The organism is Nocardia sp. NPDC058518 (assembly GCF_042719655.1).
Lineage (GTDB): Bacteria > Actinomycetota > Actinomycetes > Mycobacteriales > Mycobacteriaceae > Nocardia.
Map to the genome: position 1 here is coordinate 243,448 of NZ_JBHXNJ010000009.1, position 17,135 is coordinate 260,582.

At 69.6% G+C, this 17,135-nt stretch carries 15 protein-coding genes; 13 read left to right on the forward strand and 2 right to left on the reverse strand.

The window, feature by feature from the left end; genetic code table 11:
* Position 1: 1 nt before the first annotated feature.
* On the forward strand, positions 2–1,036 hold the full coding sequence (locus ACFWPX_RS18475; RefSeq protein WP_378928470.1) for an NAD-dependent epimerase/dehydratase family protein: 1,035 nt from the start codon (positions 2–4) through the stop codon (positions 1,034–1,036).
* On the opposite strand, the gene rfbC is transcribed toward ACFWPX_RS18475, so the two are convergent.
* A complete protein-coding gene (gene rfbC, locus ACFWPX_RS18480) occupies positions 1,014–1,577 on the reverse strand; it encodes a dTDP-4-dehydrorhamnose 3,5-epimerase (protein ID WP_378928443.1) in 564 nt (187 codons plus the stop codon). The two genes, ACFWPX_RS18475 and rfbC, sit on opposite strands and share 23 nt — an antisense overlap.
* Positions 1,578–1,591: 14 nt before the next feature.
* Between rfbC and ACFWPX_RS18485 the strand changes: the two genes are divergently transcribed.
* Complete coding sequence (locus ACFWPX_RS18485) at positions 1,592–2,680, forward strand: class I SAM-dependent methyltransferase (protein ID WP_378928444.1); 1,089 nt, start codon at positions 1,592–1,594, stop codon at positions 2,678–2,680.
* A gap of 209 nt (positions 2,681–2,889) precedes the next feature.
* Positions 2,890–3,522: an MspA family porin gene (locus ACFWPX_RS18490; RefSeq protein ID WP_378928445.1), complete on the forward strand. Its 633-nt coding sequence runs from the start codon at positions 2,890–2,892 to the stop codon at positions 3,520–3,522.
* 65 nt (positions 3,523–3,587) lie between these two features.
* On the opposite strand, the gene ACFWPX_RS18495 is transcribed toward ACFWPX_RS18490, so the two are convergent.
* Entirely contained in the window at positions 3,588–4,424 is an 837-nt protein-coding gene (locus tag ACFWPX_RS18495; protein ID WP_378914503.1) for a glycosyltransferase family 2 protein, read from the reverse strand.
* Between the two features lie 220 nt (positions 4,425–4,644).
* Between ACFWPX_RS18495 and ACFWPX_RS18500 the strand changes: the two genes are divergently transcribed.
* From ACFWPX_RS18500 to ACFWPX_RS18545, 10 genes are all read left to right on the forward strand, one after another.
* Positions 4,645–5,706: a glycosyltransferase family 4 protein gene (locus ACFWPX_RS18500; protein WP_378928446.1), complete on the forward strand. Its 1,062-nt coding sequence runs from the start codon at positions 4,645–4,647 to the stop codon at positions 5,704–5,706.
* Positions 5,703–6,839, forward strand: coding sequence for a glycosyltransferase family 4 protein (locus ACFWPX_RS18505; protein WP_378928448.1), 1,137 nt, complete (start codon positions 5,703–5,705; stop codon positions 6,837–6,839). Before ACFWPX_RS18500 ends, ACFWPX_RS18505 begins: the two co-directional genes overlap by 4 nt.
* A 121-nt stretch (positions 6,840–6,960) precedes the next feature.
* Positions 6,961–8,226: a lipopolysaccharide biosynthesis protein gene (locus tag ACFWPX_RS18510; RefSeq protein WP_378914550.1), complete on the forward strand. Its 1,266-nt coding sequence runs from the start codon at positions 6,961–6,963 to the stop codon at positions 8,224–8,226.
* Positions 8,223–9,239, forward strand: a complete 1,017-nt coding sequence (locus tag ACFWPX_RS18515) for a glycosyltransferase (RefSeq protein ID WP_378928450.1) — start codon at positions 8,223–8,225, stop codon at positions 9,237–9,239. Before ACFWPX_RS18510 ends, ACFWPX_RS18515 begins: the two co-directional genes overlap by 4 nt.
* Before the next feature lie 44 nt (positions 9,240–9,283).
* The gene (locus ACFWPX_RS18520) at positions 9,284–10,582 is read left to right on the forward strand and encodes a hypothetical protein (protein ID WP_378928472.1); all 1,299 of its coding nucleotides are present in this window, start codon (positions 9,284–9,286) and stop codon (positions 10,580–10,582) included.
* Positions 10,573–11,853, forward strand: coding sequence for a GNVR domain-containing protein (locus ACFWPX_RS18525; RefSeq protein ID WP_378928451.1), 1,281 nt, complete (start codon positions 10,573–10,575; stop codon positions 11,851–11,853). Before ACFWPX_RS18520 ends, ACFWPX_RS18525 begins: the two co-directional genes overlap by 10 nt.
* Entirely contained in the window at positions 11,850–13,208 is a 1,359-nt protein-coding gene (locus ACFWPX_RS18530) for a glycosyl hydrolase family 28-related protein (protein WP_378914497.1), read from the forward strand. The genes ACFWPX_RS18525 and ACFWPX_RS18530 overlap by 4 nt, the downstream gene beginning before the upstream one ends.
* Positions 13,205–14,542, forward strand: coding sequence for a GNAT family N-acetyltransferase (locus tag ACFWPX_RS18535; protein WP_378928452.1), 1,338 nt, complete (start codon positions 13,205–13,207; stop codon positions 14,540–14,542). The genes ACFWPX_RS18530 and ACFWPX_RS18535 overlap by 4 nt, the downstream gene beginning before the upstream one ends.
* Positions 14,539–15,879 carry a glutamate-1-semialdehyde 2,1-aminomutase gene (locus ACFWPX_RS18540; protein WP_378928454.1) on the forward strand — a complete coding sequence of 447 codons (1,341 nt, stop codon included), beginning with the start codon at positions 14,539–14,541 and terminating at the stop codon, positions 15,877–15,879. The genes ACFWPX_RS18535 and ACFWPX_RS18540 overlap by 4 nt, the downstream gene beginning before the upstream one ends.
* On the forward strand, positions 15,876–16,988 hold the full coding sequence (locus ACFWPX_RS18545; RefSeq protein ID WP_378928455.1) for a glycosyltransferase: 1,113 nt from the start codon (positions 15,876–15,878) through the stop codon (positions 16,986–16,988). The genes ACFWPX_RS18540 and ACFWPX_RS18545 overlap by 4 nt, the downstream gene beginning before the upstream one ends.
* Positions 16,989–17,135: the final 147 nt, after the last annotated feature.

Here is a 17,135-nt window from a genome sequence, read left to right on the forward strand (position 1 = left end):
CATGCGGGTACTGGTCACCGGGCACCAGGGCTATCTCGGCACCGTGATGGTGCCGGTGCTGCGGGCGGCGGGCCACCAGGTCACCGGCCTTGACATCGGCTACTTCGCCGACTGCCTGCTCGGCGAATTCGCCGGTGACCCCGAAGGTCTGGCGGTGGACCTGCGCGAGGTGACCGTCGAGCAGCTGCGTGGTTTCGACGCGGTGATCCACCTTGCCGCGTTGTCCAACGATCCCCTCGGCGCGCTGGCGCCGGAGATCACCTACGACATCAACCATCACGCGTCGGTGCGGCTGGCCCGCCTCGCCAAGGAGGCCGGGGTCTCCCGGTTCCTCTACGCGTCGACCTGCTCGGTCTACGGTGCCGCCGGTGCCGACCTCGTCACCGAGGACGCCCCGCTGCGCCCGATCACCCCGTATGCCGAGAGCAAGGTGCGCGTCGAAGACGACGTGGCTGCCCTCGCCGACGACGGCTTCGTCCCGGTGTTCCTGCGCAACGCAACGGCTTTCGGCTTCTCGCCACGACTGCGGGCCGATATCGTGCTCAACAATCTGGTCGGCTACGCGGTGCTCACCGGTGAGGTGAAGGTGCTCTCCGACGGCACCCCGTGGCGCCCCCTGGTACACGCCGCCGACATCGCCGCCGCGTTCGCCACCTGCCTCACCGCGCCCGCCGCCGACGTCTCGTGCCGGGCGTTCAATATCGGCACCGAGGTCAACAACCTGACCGTCGCCGAGATCGCCGCCTCGGTGGTCGACGCGGTGCCCGGCTCACGATTGCTGATCACCGGCGAGAGCGGCGCGGACCCACGGTCCTACCGGGTCGACTTCTCTTACGCGCGTGCGGTTCTCGGCTTCGAGGCACAGTGGACGGTGCCCGCGGGTGCGGCCGAGCTGTTCACCGAGTACACCGCGCGTGGGCTCACCTCGGACGCGTTCTTCCGCCGGTTCACCCGGCTGCCGCATCTGCAGGGCCTGTGCGATTCCGGGGTGCTCGACGCACAGCTGCGCCGGATCAGTGCGTCGGCGTCAGCGTAGCCAGCAGCGCGGGCCAGCTCCCGGCTCCCGCGTCACGCGCGGAGACCGGGCCGACGGGCAGCGGCCAGTCGATGGCCAGCTCGGGGTCGTCGTAGGCGACCCCGAGGTCCTCGGCGGGATCGTGCGGACGGTCGATGCGGTAGCAGACGTCGGCGACCTCGGTGAGCGCCTGGAATCCGTGCAGGAACCCCGGCGGCACATACAGGTGACGGAACTGCTCGTCGTCGAGTCGAAACGCTTGGCGCGCACCGAAAGTCGGCGAGCCGGGGCGGATGTCGACGAGCACGTCGTGGACGGCGCCGTGCGCGCAGCGCACCAGCTTGGCCTCGCCTCGCCCGCCTCGTCCGTGCATGCCGCGGATGACCCCGCGCACCGACCGCGACTGCGAATCCTGCACGAAAGCCGCCGCCGCGCCCGGCACCCCGAGATGGGCGTCGAACTCGTCCGCGTCGAAAGTGCGGGTGAACAACCCGCGATCGTCGCGGAACGGTTCGGGAACGAGAACCACCACGTCAGCCAATTCGGTCCGCTCGATACGCACGAGGACATCCTGCCATGACCCGCCGATGCCGCGGCTGCGCGAAGACCGCGCTCACTCCCCTTCTCGACCTGGGCTCGGTCCCGGCGGCGGACCACTTTCCGCCACGTGACATTCCGGTCGCCGACACCGAATGCGGCCATCCGTTGCGGATGGACCGGTGCGCGGCATGCGGGCTTGCCCAACTCGCCGACGACGACACCGTCACAGCCGAACCCCGCGGCGTCGAACCGCTTGCCCTGCGCGAGCAGGCCGCCGCGGCGGTGCGTCTGGTGCACGCCGCCGGACTGCTGCGCGGTTCGACGGTGACCGAATTCGGCAGCCCACACGGCGGCACCTGGCTGCCCCTGCTCGCCGCGCACGGCTTCACCGAAACCACCGGCGGACCGGCCGATGTGGTGCTCGACTGCTTCGGCATCATGCACGAACCCGATCAGCGGGCGGCTTTCGCGGCACGGGCCGCCGCGACGGCTCCCGACGGTGTCCTGCTCGTGCAGTACCACTCCCTGGCCGCCATCGTCGCGCAGGGGCAGTGGAATGCGTTGCGGCACGGGCACTTCGCGTACTACTCGATGTCGACCCTGCGCACTCTGCTCGGGGCGGCGGGAATGAGCGTGGTCACCGCGTGGGAGTTCGATCTCTACGGTGGCACCGTGCTCCTCGCGGTTCGCCACGGCGACCACACTCCGGACGCCCTGGTCGAAGAACTTCTCGCGAGGGAAGCCGAGGCGCTGAGCTCGGCCGCCGAGCTACAGCAGACGGTCGACCGCCATGTCCGCGCCCTGCGTGGCTGGCTGGAAGAGGCTGCCGCACAACGACATCGGGTCTTCGCCTACGGCGCCGCGTCGCGGGCGGTAGCCCTGCTGAGCATGGCAGGCGCGCACCGCGGCCTGCTCGCCGGTGTCGCCGACGCCTCGCCCGGCAAACAGGGCCGCCGGATGCCGGGCACCGATGTACCCATCATCTCCCCCGCCGAACTGGTCGCCGCCGAGCCCGACGTCGTGCTGTTGACGCTGCCGGACCTGCTCGCCGAAGTGAGCGCCGGACTGCCCGAACTCGAGGGCCGGTGGATGATCGACGACCCGGCGGGCCCACGCCGGCGATAGTCGCCTGCCGAGGCTGTGGCATAGCCGACCATATGTCGATCGGCACATGATCGGATCGCGTGGGATACTCGGATCACCCAGCGCCGCACCATGATCGAGCTCCGGTCACTGCTGGACCTTCGCAGTGTCGCGGTGGCCGGTGCCCGGATCGCAGGGGGAAGTGGCGTCGAACGCACGTTCGGCGGGCGAACATCCAGGGGAGAAATATGATGAGGGGAATCACCGTGCTCGCACCGCGTGCGCTCCGGATCGCGGCGATGGCGTCGGCCGTCGCTATCGGTCTCGCGATGGGGGCAGGCTCCGCCGCTGCCGGAATCGACAGCAGCAGTATCGTTCTCGACGGCAAGAACCGCACCGTCGAGGCAATCCAGTCCGACACCCGGATCGACTTCGTCGCACCGCTCGACGGCAATCCGCTCACCCGCGAGTGGTTCCACAGCGGCGCGGCCTCTTACCTGGTCACCGGCCCCGAGGCCGAAGCCTGGTCCGGCCGCATCACGATCGGCTACCAGGTCGGCTACCCCGCCACCCTGGACGGCAGAATCAAGTTCGAGTGGTCGACCCCGGGCTTGAGCGTCGAGATCGGCGGCGACCCGAGCGCCACGCTCGACGGCCTCATCCCGCGCGCGGGCATCGAACTCGCCGTCGGCTTCGGCCCCGGCATCCAGGAGGTCGAGGTCGCCGGTGGGGAGATCTCGGGAGCCGAAGGCGTACTTCGCCTTTCGGGTTTCCACGGCACCGTCACGGGGGTGCTCGGCCGGACCAATGTCCGCCCGTTCGTGAAGATCGTCGGTTCCGGCGGCGACACCGTCGTCACCTACGGCAAGACCTTCTCCATCTGATCCTCGTCGCCCCGGCGGGCACGCACTCGCCGGGGCCATGGGCCACCGAAGGTCTCGGTGCTACCTCACTCGCCCGGGCGCACCGCGCCCACCGCACCCAGCGTCCGCACCCTGACCCGCTCCATGATCTGGCCGACCAGGCGCAGGTCACCGGTGAGAACATCCGCGCGCGTCACCAATTCGGGGTGGTCGACGACGAGCCGATGGTGGAAGCGGTACATGTCGGTGAGCTTCGACCTGGTGGTGGTGCGACTGCACAGGTTGAACGAGGAATTGCGCCAGGCGGCCACGATTCGTTCCATCCCGACGAAGTGACCGCCGGTCGCGACGCGTGCGAAGAGGTCGACATCCATCGGGAACACCAGGTCGGGACGCAGGCCGCCGACGCGCCGGTAGTCGGCCAGCCGGAACATCGCCGCGGCCGTCGGCCCGAACTCGGCCGGACCGCGACGCACGATGACCTTGGCCAGTTCCCGTGGCGTGCGGCGGCCGAGCAGACCGGGCAGACCGAGATCGGTCTCGAGCAAACCGCCCTGCTCATCGATCACATCGAAACGACCCGCGCAGATCGCGACCGACGAGTCGGCCATCAGCGCCCACTGCTCGGTCAGCGCGCCGGGGCGCAGGATGTCGTCGGCGCACACCACTTTCACCAGATCACCGGACGCGGCCCGGATCACCCGATCCCAGTTGGCCCCGATCGGCAGCACCGACTCGTTGCGCAGCACCCGCACCCGGGGATCGCCGGTGGAGCGGGCGATCTCGCCGGTGCGGTCGGCGCTTGCGTTGTCGAGGACGAGCAGCTCGAAGTCGGCGTCCTCGGCGAGCACCGACTCCAGGGTCACCGCGAGCGTCCGCTCGGCGTCGTAGGCAGGCACACACACCGTCAACGCGGAAACCATCGTCGTACTCCCTGTCATCGGGGTATGCCCTGTTGCACCCCCGCCATCCCCGTGACGAATCTACCCCACCCCCGTACCGCCTGCCGCCCGGTAGGCCCGAACGTGGTTGCTCCCCTAGACTGTGGGCTGATAGCGAATTCGCCGGTCGGGATGCACTTCGCGGGACACATGATGAAGGGTGCGGAGGTTGACGACTGCGACCGCAATGGTTGGTGTGCACATGACCGGATCGGAATGGTTCGGTACCACACCGGGCGGACTCAACCGCTATTTCACCGATCTGTATCGAGCACTCTCGCGGCAGCCGGAGATGGTGGTGACCGCGTCGGCGTTCGGCGACGCCGACGACGCGGGCGCCCGATCGTGGGGGCCGACGGGCGGTTCGACACTGCACCGCACCCGCACCGCGCTGCTCGCACGCGCCGAGCTCACCACCGGCACCGTCCTTGACCGGCACTTCTGCCTGTACGGCCCGCTCGCCCGGACCGCGACGGCGAAGCTGCCGCTGGTGGTCCACTTCCACGGGCCGTGGGCGCAGGAGAGCGCGATGGCGGGCGAATCGGCCCGTGCCGTGCGGGCCAAGTACCTGTTCGAACGACTGCGCTACCGCGGCGCCGACCGATTCATCGTGCTGTCGGGCCACTTCCGTGACGTGCTCGAACGCGACTATCACGTGCCTGCCGACCGGATCTCGATCATTCCGCCCGGTGTCGACCTCGACCGATTCCGCGCGGCGCCGCTCGACACCACCGCCACGACCCGGACCGTGCTGTGCGTGCGCAGGCTCGAGCGGCGCATGGGCATCGATGTGCTGTTGCGGGCCTGGCCGCGGGTATCGGCCGCGCATCCCGACGCTCGGCTCGTCGTCGTCGGCACCGGTACCGCCGAAGCGGATCTGCGCGCCGAGGCTGCGCGGCTCGCGGGCAGCGTCGAGTTCACCGGCCGGGTCAGCGACGACCGGCTCAGCGAGCTCTACGCCGAAGCCACCGTCTCTGTTGTTCCGACGGTCGCGCTGGAGGGCTTCGGCCTGATCGCCCTCGAGTCCCTGGCCGCGGGCCGGGCGCCGATCGTCACCGACTGTGGCGGATTGCCCGACGCCGTGCGCGGCCTCGACCCCACCCTCGTCGTCCCCGCGGGCGAGCCGGACGCGCTCGCCGCCCGGCTCGTCGCCGCCCTCGACGGCACGGTCCCCGACCCGGCCGCCTGCCGCGCGCACGCGGAGACCTTCACCTGGGACATCGCCGCGGACCGGCACGCTGCCCTGTATCGGGCACTGCGATGACCCGAGCCGTTTTCCTCGCGCATACCGCGGCACCGTCCGGCGCCGAGCTCGCCACCCTGCGGCTGCTCGACGCCTTGCGCGCCACCGGCCGCTATCAGGTCACCATGATCTACACCGAGGACGGACCGATGGTTGCCCGGATGCGGGCACGCGACATCGAAACCCGGGTGGTAGCGGGACAATTCGACTCCCGCGCCATGCGCATCGGTACCGGGGTGCTCGGACTGATCACCGGCTTCATCGCCCTGCTGCGGTTGGGCTGGGCCGTCGGTGCGGCCGTCGGCGAGACCCGCGCCGATGTGGTCGTCGCCGAAAGCACCAAGGCACTGGTCCTCGGCGCTGTCGCCGCCCGCCGCGCGCGGGTTCCCCTGGTGTGGCAGGTCCACGACCGCGTCTCCCCCGACTACTTCGGCAAGCTTCCCGCCCTGGCGATCCGCGTGCTGGCCCGGCTCGTGTGCCGGGGACAGCTCGCCAACAGCCGCGCGACCGCTGCCACCCTGCCCAGCGGACCGGTTACCACGATCGCCTATCCGGGTGTCGAACTGCCTGCGGCACAAGCGGATCCGCGTACCCGCCCGGCCACGGAGGCAGTTGTCGTCGTAGTCGGCAGGCTCAGCCCATGGAAAGGCCAGGACGTCTTCCTGCGCGCGATCGCCGCGCTGCGGGTCCGGCCCGGGAGGGTGATCCTGGTGGGCGGCACGTTCTTCGGCGAGGAACCGTATCGCGCACAGCTGGAAAAGCTCGCGGCCGAGTTGGGTGTGGCCGCCGAATTCACCGGCCATGTCGACGATCCCGTCGAATATCTCACCGCCGCCGACATTCTCGTGCACTGCTCGGTCCTGCCGGAGCCCTTCGGGCAGGTCGTCGTCGAGGGCATGGCCGCGGGCTGCGCGGTGGTCGCCGCGACACCGGGCGGTCCCGCCGAGATCATCCACACCGGAGTCGACGGCCTGCTCGTCCCCGGTGGCGACGTCGCCGCCCTCACCACCGCGCTGGAAACCCTGCTCCACGACCCCGCCGCCCGTGCCCGCCTCGCCATCGCGGGCCGCGACCGCGCGCGCGACTTCGACATCCACACCAGTGCCCGTACGGTCGCCGACTTCCTCGACACCTTGGTGACCCGCGGTGACTGAGCACGATCGCTACCTGGCCACCGTCACCACCGACGTCTTCCCGCACGTACAGGCGGTCCCCCGCGAAACCGGCCCGCATCGCCGACCCGACGACGAACACGGATCCGGCGCCGGCAAGCACATCAAGTCCAGCCCGCTGGCCGTCCTGCGCGACATCGGGTTCGTCAGCTTCGGCAAGTACGGGCAGTATCTCGTCACCTTCATCACGGTGCCGCTGATCGCCCGGGTACTCGGCGCGCACGGTCTCGGGCTGCTCGCGATGGCGATGTCGGCCTATTTCATCGGCTCGCTGATCGTCGATCTCGGCATCACCTCGTTCATGGCCGCGCGCGTGCCCGACGCCGAAGACGACCACGGCGCCGGGACACGGTTCGCGGCCATCAACCAGTTGCGCGGCGACTACCTCGCCGTGCGGCTAAGCCTGCTGCTGATACTCGGGCTGGCACTCGGTGCCGGCCTGGTGTTCGGTGTACCCGAACCGGTGCAGATGATCCTGCTCGGCCTGTTCGCGGGCGGGTTCTGGTCGATGTCGGAGGACTGGCTGCTGATCGGCCAGGGCCGTTTCGGCGCGTCGACGGTCTACCAGGGCATCGGGCGGCTGGGCTACCTCGCCCTGCTGGTCGGCGTCCTGCCGCGCATGCCGAGTGCGCAGGTCGCGGTGCTGTGTCTGCTGGTGTCGTCGGTACCGACGGTCGTGGCCACCTGGATCGATACGTCCCGGCGCTACGGCAGGCCGTCGCGGCCGCGCGATGTCGGCGAACTGCTGCGCACGGGCGCGCCGGTTTTCGCCTCCCGCTTGCTGATCACCACCTACGGCCAGGGCGCCGCCGCGATCTATTCGGTGGTGCTGAACGCGGCCGCCCTCGGCCTGTACTCCGCGGGCGATCGCCTCGTTCGCGCCCTGCAATCGCTGCTCGACCCCATCGGTTTCGCCCTGCTGCCGCGCATGGCGCGACGCAGCACCGACGGCAACTTCTGGCGTGACAGCGTGCGGGTGCTCGCGGCCTGTGTCGCGCTGGCCGCGCTGGTGAGTGCCCTGGTGTGGGTAACGGCCCCGTTCCTGATCGAGGTGATCTTCGGCACCGAATTCCTCGGCGCGACATCACTGCTGCGGATCGAGATCCTGATCCTGCCCGCCACCACCGTCACCTCGTTCGTCACCACCGCGATCCTGCCGGTCCGCCAGGACACCTTCGGTGTGCTCGCCGGCGCCGTGATCGGCACGGTGATCGCGGCCTGCGCGCTCGGGCTGACCTTCCGCACCCACTCGGTACACACCCTCGTCTACGGCAGCGTGCTGGTCGAATACACCGTCGCTGCCTGGTATCTCGCGCGGGTCAGGATGCTCGTCCTGCGCGACCGGCGTAACAAGGACCACTCCGCATGAAAATCCTCTTCGTCGGCGACGACTGGATCGGCAGCAATGCCCGCTCGCTGGCCGACGGTTTCCGCCAGGCGGGCCACGATGTGCTCGTCGTCGACTCGACCGCGATCACCCTGCCGACCCGTTTGTCGCCGCCCTGGATCTACGCCAAAGCACGCAAGGAGCGGGCGCCGTGGCAGGTGCGCGCATTACACGAGCGAATCGAACGTAGCGCTGAGGCCTTCGATCCCGATATGGTGTTCGTGTTCAAGGGAATCCATCTCGACCAGCGCAGATTGCTCGATCTGCCTGCCGCGCTGCATGTGCATTACAGCGCCGACGATGTGGCGAACCCGGAAAATCTCACCTCCTCCTACCTCGCGCACGAGCCCGAGTGGGATCTCGTGATCACCACCAAGCGTCACAATGTGCCCGAGTTGCGGGCGCGCGGTGCCCGGGCCGTCGGTTTCGTTCGCAGCGCCTACGATCCGGCCTGGCATCACCCCACCGCCCGCCGCGACGGACGTGACTATCTGGTCGGCTTCATCGGTGTGTGCCGTCCCGACCGCCGTGCCGCGATGGTCGAACTGGCCGGGCGCTACGGCGAGCGCATGCTGGTGCGTGGGCCCGGCTGGCGCCGGGTACCCGAACTGCGCGCCACCGGTGCCCACGTGGGCGGGGCTGTCTACGGCGCCCGGTACTCGGCCGCGGTGGCCCAGGTCGGCGCGAACCTGGTGCTGCTGAACTCCGACAACCGCGACACCCACACCTGCCGCACGTTCGAAGTGCCCGCTGCCGGTGGACTTTTCGTCGGTGAACGCACCGACGAGCACGCCGAGCTGCTCGACGACACCACCGAATGCTTCCTGTTCTCCGACACCGGCGAACTCCACGACATCCTCGACCGGTGCGCGGCCGAACCCGACAAGGTCGCCGCGGTGGCCGCCGCCGGGCACCGCCGCGTCGTGGCCGACGGGCACCGCTATGTGGATCGGGCGCGCGAGATCGTCGCGCTGGCGCAGGAGGTCAGGTCCTGACCGGTTCTGCCACCGTCGCCGCCGTCGCGGCCGCGCTGCTCGTCATCGCGGTCGCTGCCCTGTGGGTGCCCGGCGTCGCCCGGGTGTTCCTCATCGCGCAGGCCGTGTTCTGGTCGCTGTCGTATGTGGCGCGACCGCTGGTGCTGCTCGCGGTGCGGCCCGAACCGCACTTCGGTGACAACGTGCCCGATCCGCGTCTGGCCGATCTCGGCTACGACCGCGGGATCGCGCTGGCGTTGCAGCATGTCGTGTTCGGGCTGTGGGTGTACGCGGCGCTGGTTGTCGCCTATGCGATCTGGGCGCACCGCAGGCCGCTGCGCCGCGCCGCCGCCCTCGACGATCCGGATTTCGTGCCCGCGCTGGTCGCGCTGTACGTGCTCGGCATGCTCGGGCGCGCGGCAGGCACTGCGTCCGGGTCGGCGGGCACCGCGGGTGAGGTCGACAGCGCCAACCCGCTGCTGGCGTTCCTCGCCGTGCCGGCCTCGATCGCCGCGATCGGCCTGATCATCTTCCTGCGACCACCCGACCCGCGCCGCACCGCCGTCATCCTCGGTGGTCTGCTGGCCGGTGAGCTGTGGTGGTCGTCGGTGGTGCAGTCCAAGACCCCGATCCTGGGCGCCGCGCTGGCACTGGCCATCCGGTTCTCGATGATGGGCTGGAATCGGCGTACCGCCCTCGGTGTCGCGGGCATCGGTGTGATCGGGGTGATCGGCTTCGGCTGGCTGCAGTCGTTCAAGTCCACCGGCACCGCGGCCCGCGATGCGGCCTCGGTCGATGCGATCTACCCGGAGACCGTGCAACCGTTCTTGAGCATCCTGCGCCGGTTCGATCTGCTCGAGGCCGCCACCGACGCACTGTTCTACGGTCCCGGCGGCTGGCTGACACCGACCGAGGTGGCCCAGCACGCGAGCCTGAGCCTCATCCCGGCGCCGCTGCTCGGGCTGGAGAAGTTCCAGTCCGGGACGGCGTGGGCGAACGAGGTGCGCGGCGCCTCGGTGGATATGAGCACCGTGACGGTCTCGCTCGCCGAGGGAAATTTCAACGAGGGCTATGTGCTCGGCGGTTACACCGGGGTCGTCGTGTGCGCGGTGTTCACCTTCACGCTCCTGCTGGCGTGGTCGTTTTCGCTGTATTCGCGGTGGTTTCCGGTGATCGTGCTCGGCTTGGCGATCACCGGCGCCTCGACACTGTTCGAGCGCGGGATTCTCGGCAGCATGGAGAATCTCGGCAAATTCGTGCAGACCGCCGTGCTGGCGTGGCTGGTGTATCTGGTCGTCGAGGAGTTCCGGCGCACCGAATCATGTGTGGTATCAGGGGAAATGGAGTCCCAGCGATGGGTTTGATCGATATCTGGCGCATCGTACGACAGCGATGGCTGTTGATCGTGGGTGTCGTGCTGGTGTGCACGGCCGCCGCGTGGGCTTACGCGCAAACACTGCCGAGCACCTATGCGGCGTCGAGTTCGATGTATGTGTCGATGGCGACAGGCACCTCGGTCAACGACTCGTATCAGGGTGGCCTGGCCGCGCAGCAGCGCGTGCGGTCCTATCTCGATCTTGCCGCCTCGACGACGGTCGCGGCCCGTGTGGTCGACGAGCGGGGATTGAAGGTCACGCCGGAGGAGATGCGCGCGCGGATCACCGCCAGTTCCCCGCCCGCCACCTCGGTGATCGTGATCTCGGTGCAGGATTCGACGCCGACCGGCGCCCGCGATCTCACCGATGCCGCGGTGGCCCAGTTCCGCAAGCTCGTCGACGAGCTCGAGTCCATCCAGCGCGACGCGGCACCGGCCGCGCGGGTCGCCGTGGTCGACCGGGCGCAGGTGCCGAGCACCCCGCTGGAACCGCCGCCGAGCCGGATCGTGCTGCTGGGTCTGATCGCCGGTCTCGCCCTCGGCGGCGGCGCGGCGCTGCTGCGCGAGCGCACCGACCGTTCGCTGCGCACCCCGGATGCCGTGGCGTCCGCGCTGCCCGTTCCGGTGCTCGGTGTGATCGAGGCGGGCAAGCCCGGTGCCGCGGGTGAGACGCGGCGGTTGCGCAGCCGGTTGCTGCAGCACGACCCCGCCAAGTCCGTGCAGCTGACAAGTCTGTCGCCGCGGTCGGAGCCGGATGTGGCGATGGCACTTGCGCGTTCGCTGTCCGACAGCGGACAGCACGTGGTGCTCGTCGACGCCGACACCAGTGGCGGCGGCAGCACCGAGTTCATCACCAGCGACAGCCCGGGGCTTGCCGCCGTGCTGCGCGCCACCCTGCCCATCGCCAAGGCGCTGACGCCGTGGTCGGAGACCGGGATCGCGTTCCTGCCGCTCGGTGCGGCCGATCAGCAGACGCCCGACCTGCTCGTGTCGGCGCGGTTCGCCGACCTGCTCACCGACCTGACGTCGCGATTCGACCATGTCATCGTGGAGACCGCACCGGTCACCGTCGCCGCGGACGCGATCGGCGTGGCACCGCTGTGCGATGCGACCGTCGGCATCGTCGAACTCGGTGCGCTGTCCGGGCCCGGCTTGCGCGGCGCGCTCGCGACTCTCGGCGCCGCGAAACTCACCGGAGCGGTGGTGTACAGCAGACCGTCGGCTCCTCTGGCCAGTTTCCTGGAACGGCTGCCACTGTGAACGAGGAATCAGTGGGGCGGCGGCGGCTGCTCGCGGCCACCTTCGGCGCGGCGGCGGTGCTGCCATTGGCCGCGGCGTGTGCCGCCGACCCGGAACCGAGTGCCGAGTTCCGGTCACCGCACGTCAGCGATACGCCCGCGGCCCGCAACGTCCGCGATTTCGGGGCGGTCGGCGACGGTAAGGCCGACGATACGGCGGCCATCGCGGCGGCCGCGGCCGCCAGGGACCGACCGGTGGTGCTGTATTTCCCGGCGGGCACCTATCGCGTCCGGTCGTGGCCTGAAATGCCGGATTACGCAACGGTTCTCGGCGACGGCGGGGACTCCAGCGTCGTGTTCTGCGAGGAAGATGTCACGCTGATCCGTTTGGAGAAGCGCAGCCGGGTGCGGTTCTCCCGCATCGGTTTCTATCTCACGGGGCCGCGCGCCACCGGTTTCGTGCTGTCGGAATGCTTCCGCTGTTCGTTCGACGGTGTCGTGATCCGGGGAAATCACCTCAGCGACAACCATCCTCGCTTCCTCGCCCAGCGTGGCGTCGTGCTGGATCGCAATACCGGTGGCACCGCGTTCATCAACTGCGATATCAACAATTTCGGGGTCGGGCTGGAAACGCAGTGCATCCAGAACTACGTCACCTCGTCGAAATTCACGAGTAATTACGTCGGCGTGCTCGGCACCGGCAACGACCACAATGCCGGCTTGGCGCTGACCAACGTGGAATTCGTCTCCGATCGCGATCCGCGCACCACCGATCGCCATCTCATGGTCGACGGCGCGGCCAACGACTGGTGGCTCACCAATATCTGGTTCGAGGGCGCCGATATCGCGGTCTCGGTCGGGACACGCGGTAAGGGCGGACCCGCCCAGTTCGGCATGGTCAATTGCAAGGTGGCCGCCCGCTCGGTCGGGATCGATCTCGCGTATTGCAGGCAGCCGTATCTGGCGAATGTGGTCTTCGATCAGGAATCCGATCGCCCCGCCGTCGAATTGCGCATCGACCCCACCGACTGCGCCGAGGGCACCGCGATCAACCTCATCTCCGGCACCGCCGACGACCTGCGAGCCGGAGTGTTCCCCGATGGCTGGCAGGTGATCGGGCGCAGCGGGATGCGCACCTCGCGGTTCACCGGCACCGTCATCACCCGCGCCGGGCACGGTGACGCTGATCTGTTCCAGGCGCAGGGCAACGACGGCGCGGTCCGCTCGGCCGTATTGTCCAGCGGCGCTTGGCTATCCGATCACGCCGAGGCGGGACTCGTGCTCAAGGATCCCGCGGGTGGCTACTGGCGGCTGGCCGTCGGTACCGACGGCGCGTTGCGCACCGTGGCCATGGGCACGCAACGGCCGCGACGATGACGTCGTCCTATGCCTCGGTTGCGCTGGGACCGGTGCGCCTGCACGGGGTCACGGTTCGGCTGCGCCCACCGGCATTCGGCGATTTCGCCGAGTGGCAGCGGATTCGTCTGCGGGATCGCGACTGTCTCGAACCGTTCTGGTTTCGTTCCCCGTTGACCTGGGAGCAGCGGCACACCGCGACCCGCTGGGTGCGTGAATGCCTCACTGCCCGAGCCGAAGCCAGGGCGGGACGACGGGTGAGCACCGTGCTCGAGATCGACGGCAGGTTCGCCGGGCAGCTCGAGCTGGTCGGTATCGACTCCGGTGCCGCCGAGCTCAGTGTGTGGGTCGACGCCGAGGTCGCCCGTCGCGGTGCGGGCGGGCTCGCCGGGTCGCTGCTGCTGGACTTCGGGTTCGGCACCGTCGGCCTGGAGCGGATCACCGCGCCGATCGCCGTCACCAATGCCGGTGCACGGCGCGCGGTCCGGCAGCGCTGGACGATGGAAGCGGTCATGGCCGGGTACTTCGACGTCGGGAGCGGCCGCGTCGACCATGAACTGTGGTCGGTGACCAGCGATCGGATCCCCGAGGGCGGGTTCGCCGCGGACTGGCTGGACGGCTATCTCGCGGCGCACCCCACGGCCGAGAGCCCGCCCGACCATCCCGACTCGGCGACCGGCGCCACGATATCGAGGCGCACGGTTCTGCGGGCCCGGACACGCTACTGCCTCGGCAGGATGCGGCACATCGCCGACCCGTTATGCGCCGCTACCGCAGGCACGGCCCCTGGCGAGCACGGTTCGATGACGTTACGACACTGGCGCGCAGGCGATTTCAGGCAACGCCGCGCCGCGCGGATCCGCGCCCGGCCGCTGCTCGCGCCGACGGCGCGGCCCGAGGACTGGACCCGGCTGCACACTCGGCGGGAATGGTGGCGGGCCAGGGCATCGTCTCGAAGGGGGCTTCGCGGCAAGCACGGCGCCGTCTTCGTCATCGAGGAAACCGGCCGGTACGTCGGCGAGTGCCGCCTCTTCGACCTGGACATGTTCGATCGCAATGTTCGTGCGGCCGTGTGGGTTTCACCGGAGGCTCCCCCGGAGATCGCGGTCAGCGCGTTGCGTCTGCTGATCACGCATGCCACCGAGCGGCTCGGCATCTGGCGAGTGGCACTGGCCGTACCGTCCGCCGACCACGCGGGTGCGGCGATCGCCCTCGATGCCGGTCTGCGCCACGAGGGCACCATGCACCACTACCGCGGTGCCGACGGCGAACTCACCGATCACGAGCTGTGGGCATTCAGCACCGCCCGCACCACCGCGGCGTGCGTATCCGGCACCGGAGGGGAACACCCATGACAGCCCACCACGGCTTCGACCGCAGCAACGCGCTGCAAGCGCGCTTGCACGACCTCGTTCCGGGGGGCGCGCACACCTATGCCCGCGGCGCCGACCAGTACCCCGAGTCGATGGCGCCGATCCTGGTGCGCGGCAACGGCGCTCACGTCTGGGATGCCGATGGCAATCGCTACGTCGAGTACGGGATGGGTCTGCGCGCGGTAACTCTCGGCCACGGCTACGCCCCCGTGCTCACCGCGGTGTCGGCGGCCATCGCCGACGGTGTCGGCTTCAGCAGGCCCACCGAGCTGGAACTGCTTGCCGCACAGGACTTCCTCTCGCTCGTGCCCGGTGCCGACATGGTGAAATTCGCCAAGAACGGCTCCGATGCCACCACCGCCGCGGTCCGCCTGGCCAGGGCGGTGACCGCCCGCACCACCATCGCTGTCTGCGATCAGCCGTTCTTCTCCGTCGACGACTGGTTCATCGGCACCACCGAGATGGCGGGCGGCATCCCCGCCGTCGACACCGTGAAGTTCGCGTACAACGATCTCGACGCCCTCGCGGCGACACTGGCCGACCGCTCGGTGGCCGCGGTCTTCATGGAGGCCGCGACCGCCATGGCCGAGCCACTGCCCGGCTACCTGGAAGGCGTTCGCGCACTGTGTGATCGGTACGGAACGCTGCTCGTGTTCGACGAGATGATCACCGGTTTCCGCTGGTCGGCGGGCGGCGCCCAAGCCGTCTACGGCGTGACACCCGACCTGTCGTGCTGGGGCAAGGCGATGGGCAACGGCTTCCCGATCTCCGCGCTCGCGGGCAAGCGCGAGTACATGGAGCGGGGCGGGCTGCGCACCGATCAGGAGCGGGTATTCCTGCTCTCGACCACGCACGGCCCGGAAACGTCCGCGCTGGCCGCGTTCCGGGCGGTGGTGCGCGCCTACCGCACCGAGGACCCGGTCGGGCGAATGGAACAGGCGGGCCGCACACTCGCCGACGGTGTGAACACGATCGCCGCCGACCTCGGCATCGCCGATTTCCTCCAGGTACGCGGGCGGCCGTCCTGCCTCGTCTACCGCACCATGGACGCCGAAGGCGTACCCTCGCAGGCATTTCGAACGTTGTTCCTCCAGGAACTGCTGGTCCGTGGCGTCCTCGGCCAGTCGTTCGTCACCTCCGCCGCCCACGACCCGGAGGCGATCACCACGACGATCGCCGCGTGCGCCGAGGCCGCCGAGGTCTATCGCCGCGCGGTCGAGCGCGGCACCGTGGACGGACTGCTGCGCGGCCGTCCCGTCGCCCCCGCACTGCGTCGCACCGCGGCGCCCCGACAGATCGAAGCGAGCACCCTGCGATGACCCGTGTCGCCATCGTCCACGAACGCTTCACCGAGTTCGGCGGCTCCGAGGCCGTCGTCGGCGAATTCGTCGAAACCTGGCCCGATGCCGAGGTTTTCGCGCCGATCGTCGCGCCCGGCGGCCTGCGCGAACCCGTGCGCACCGTGCACGACACCTGGCTCAGCAAGGCGCACACCTACACCGGCGGCAGGCACGCCCCGTTGCTCCCGCTGGTCCCCCGCGCGCTGCGTCGACTGCCGTTGCGCGACTTCGATGTCGTCGTGGTCAGCCATCACGCCTTCGCCACCCAGGCCGCCCTGGCCACCGACGCGCCTGTCGTCGCCTACGTGCACTCCCCCGCCCGCTGGGCCTGGGATCGCGAGTTCCGTGCGCAGGAGGCCGGTGGCCGCGTCGGTCAACTCGCGCTCGGCGCGCTGGGCACCCTGGCCCGACGCGGCGAACTGCGCGCCGCGCCGCGGCTGACGCACGTCATCGCCAACTCGCACGCGGTCGCCGAGCGGGTCACCGACTGGTGGGGTCTGCCCGCCTCGGTCGTCAACCCGCCTGTGCAGGTCAGCCGTTTCACCCCCGACCCGACGGTGGAGCGCGAGGACTTCTTCCTGTGCGCGGGCAGGCTGGTGCCGTACAAGCGCGCCGACCTCGCCATTCGCGCCGCGCAACGGGCGGGGGTTCGCCTGGTCGTCCTCGGTGACGGCCGGTTCCGCGCCCAGCTCGACGATATCGCCGGATCGGAGACGACCTTCCTCGGCGCCACCTCGGGCGAGCTGCTGCAGGACATGTACCGGCGCTGCCAAGCCCTGCTGATGCCGGGTATCGAAGACTTCGGCATCGTCCCGGTGGAGGCGATGGCCTGCGGCACCCCGGTGCTCGCGATCGGCACCGGCGGTGCCCTCGACACGGTGCGCCCCGGTGTCACCGGCGAGTACGTCCCGGCCGGATCCGATGACGACGTCGTCGCGGCGCTGGCCGACCGCATGCGCGAATTCCGATCGGCGGCCTACGATCCCGCGAAGATCCGCGAACACGCCAACACCTTCGCTCCCGAGGTGTTCCGCGCCAGGATCGCGAGCACCGTCCGCGACGTCCTGGCGGACCAGCCTCGGCGGTAGCGACAAGTTGCCTGAAACTTCCGGTTACTGAAAGTATCTGTCACACATACCCTTTGACCTGCGACGACAGGTGACAATTCCCACACGGTGATGCCACGCCATTCGCTTGCCCGCCTAGGTTACTGGCGAGTACGGTAGGCGTAGCCG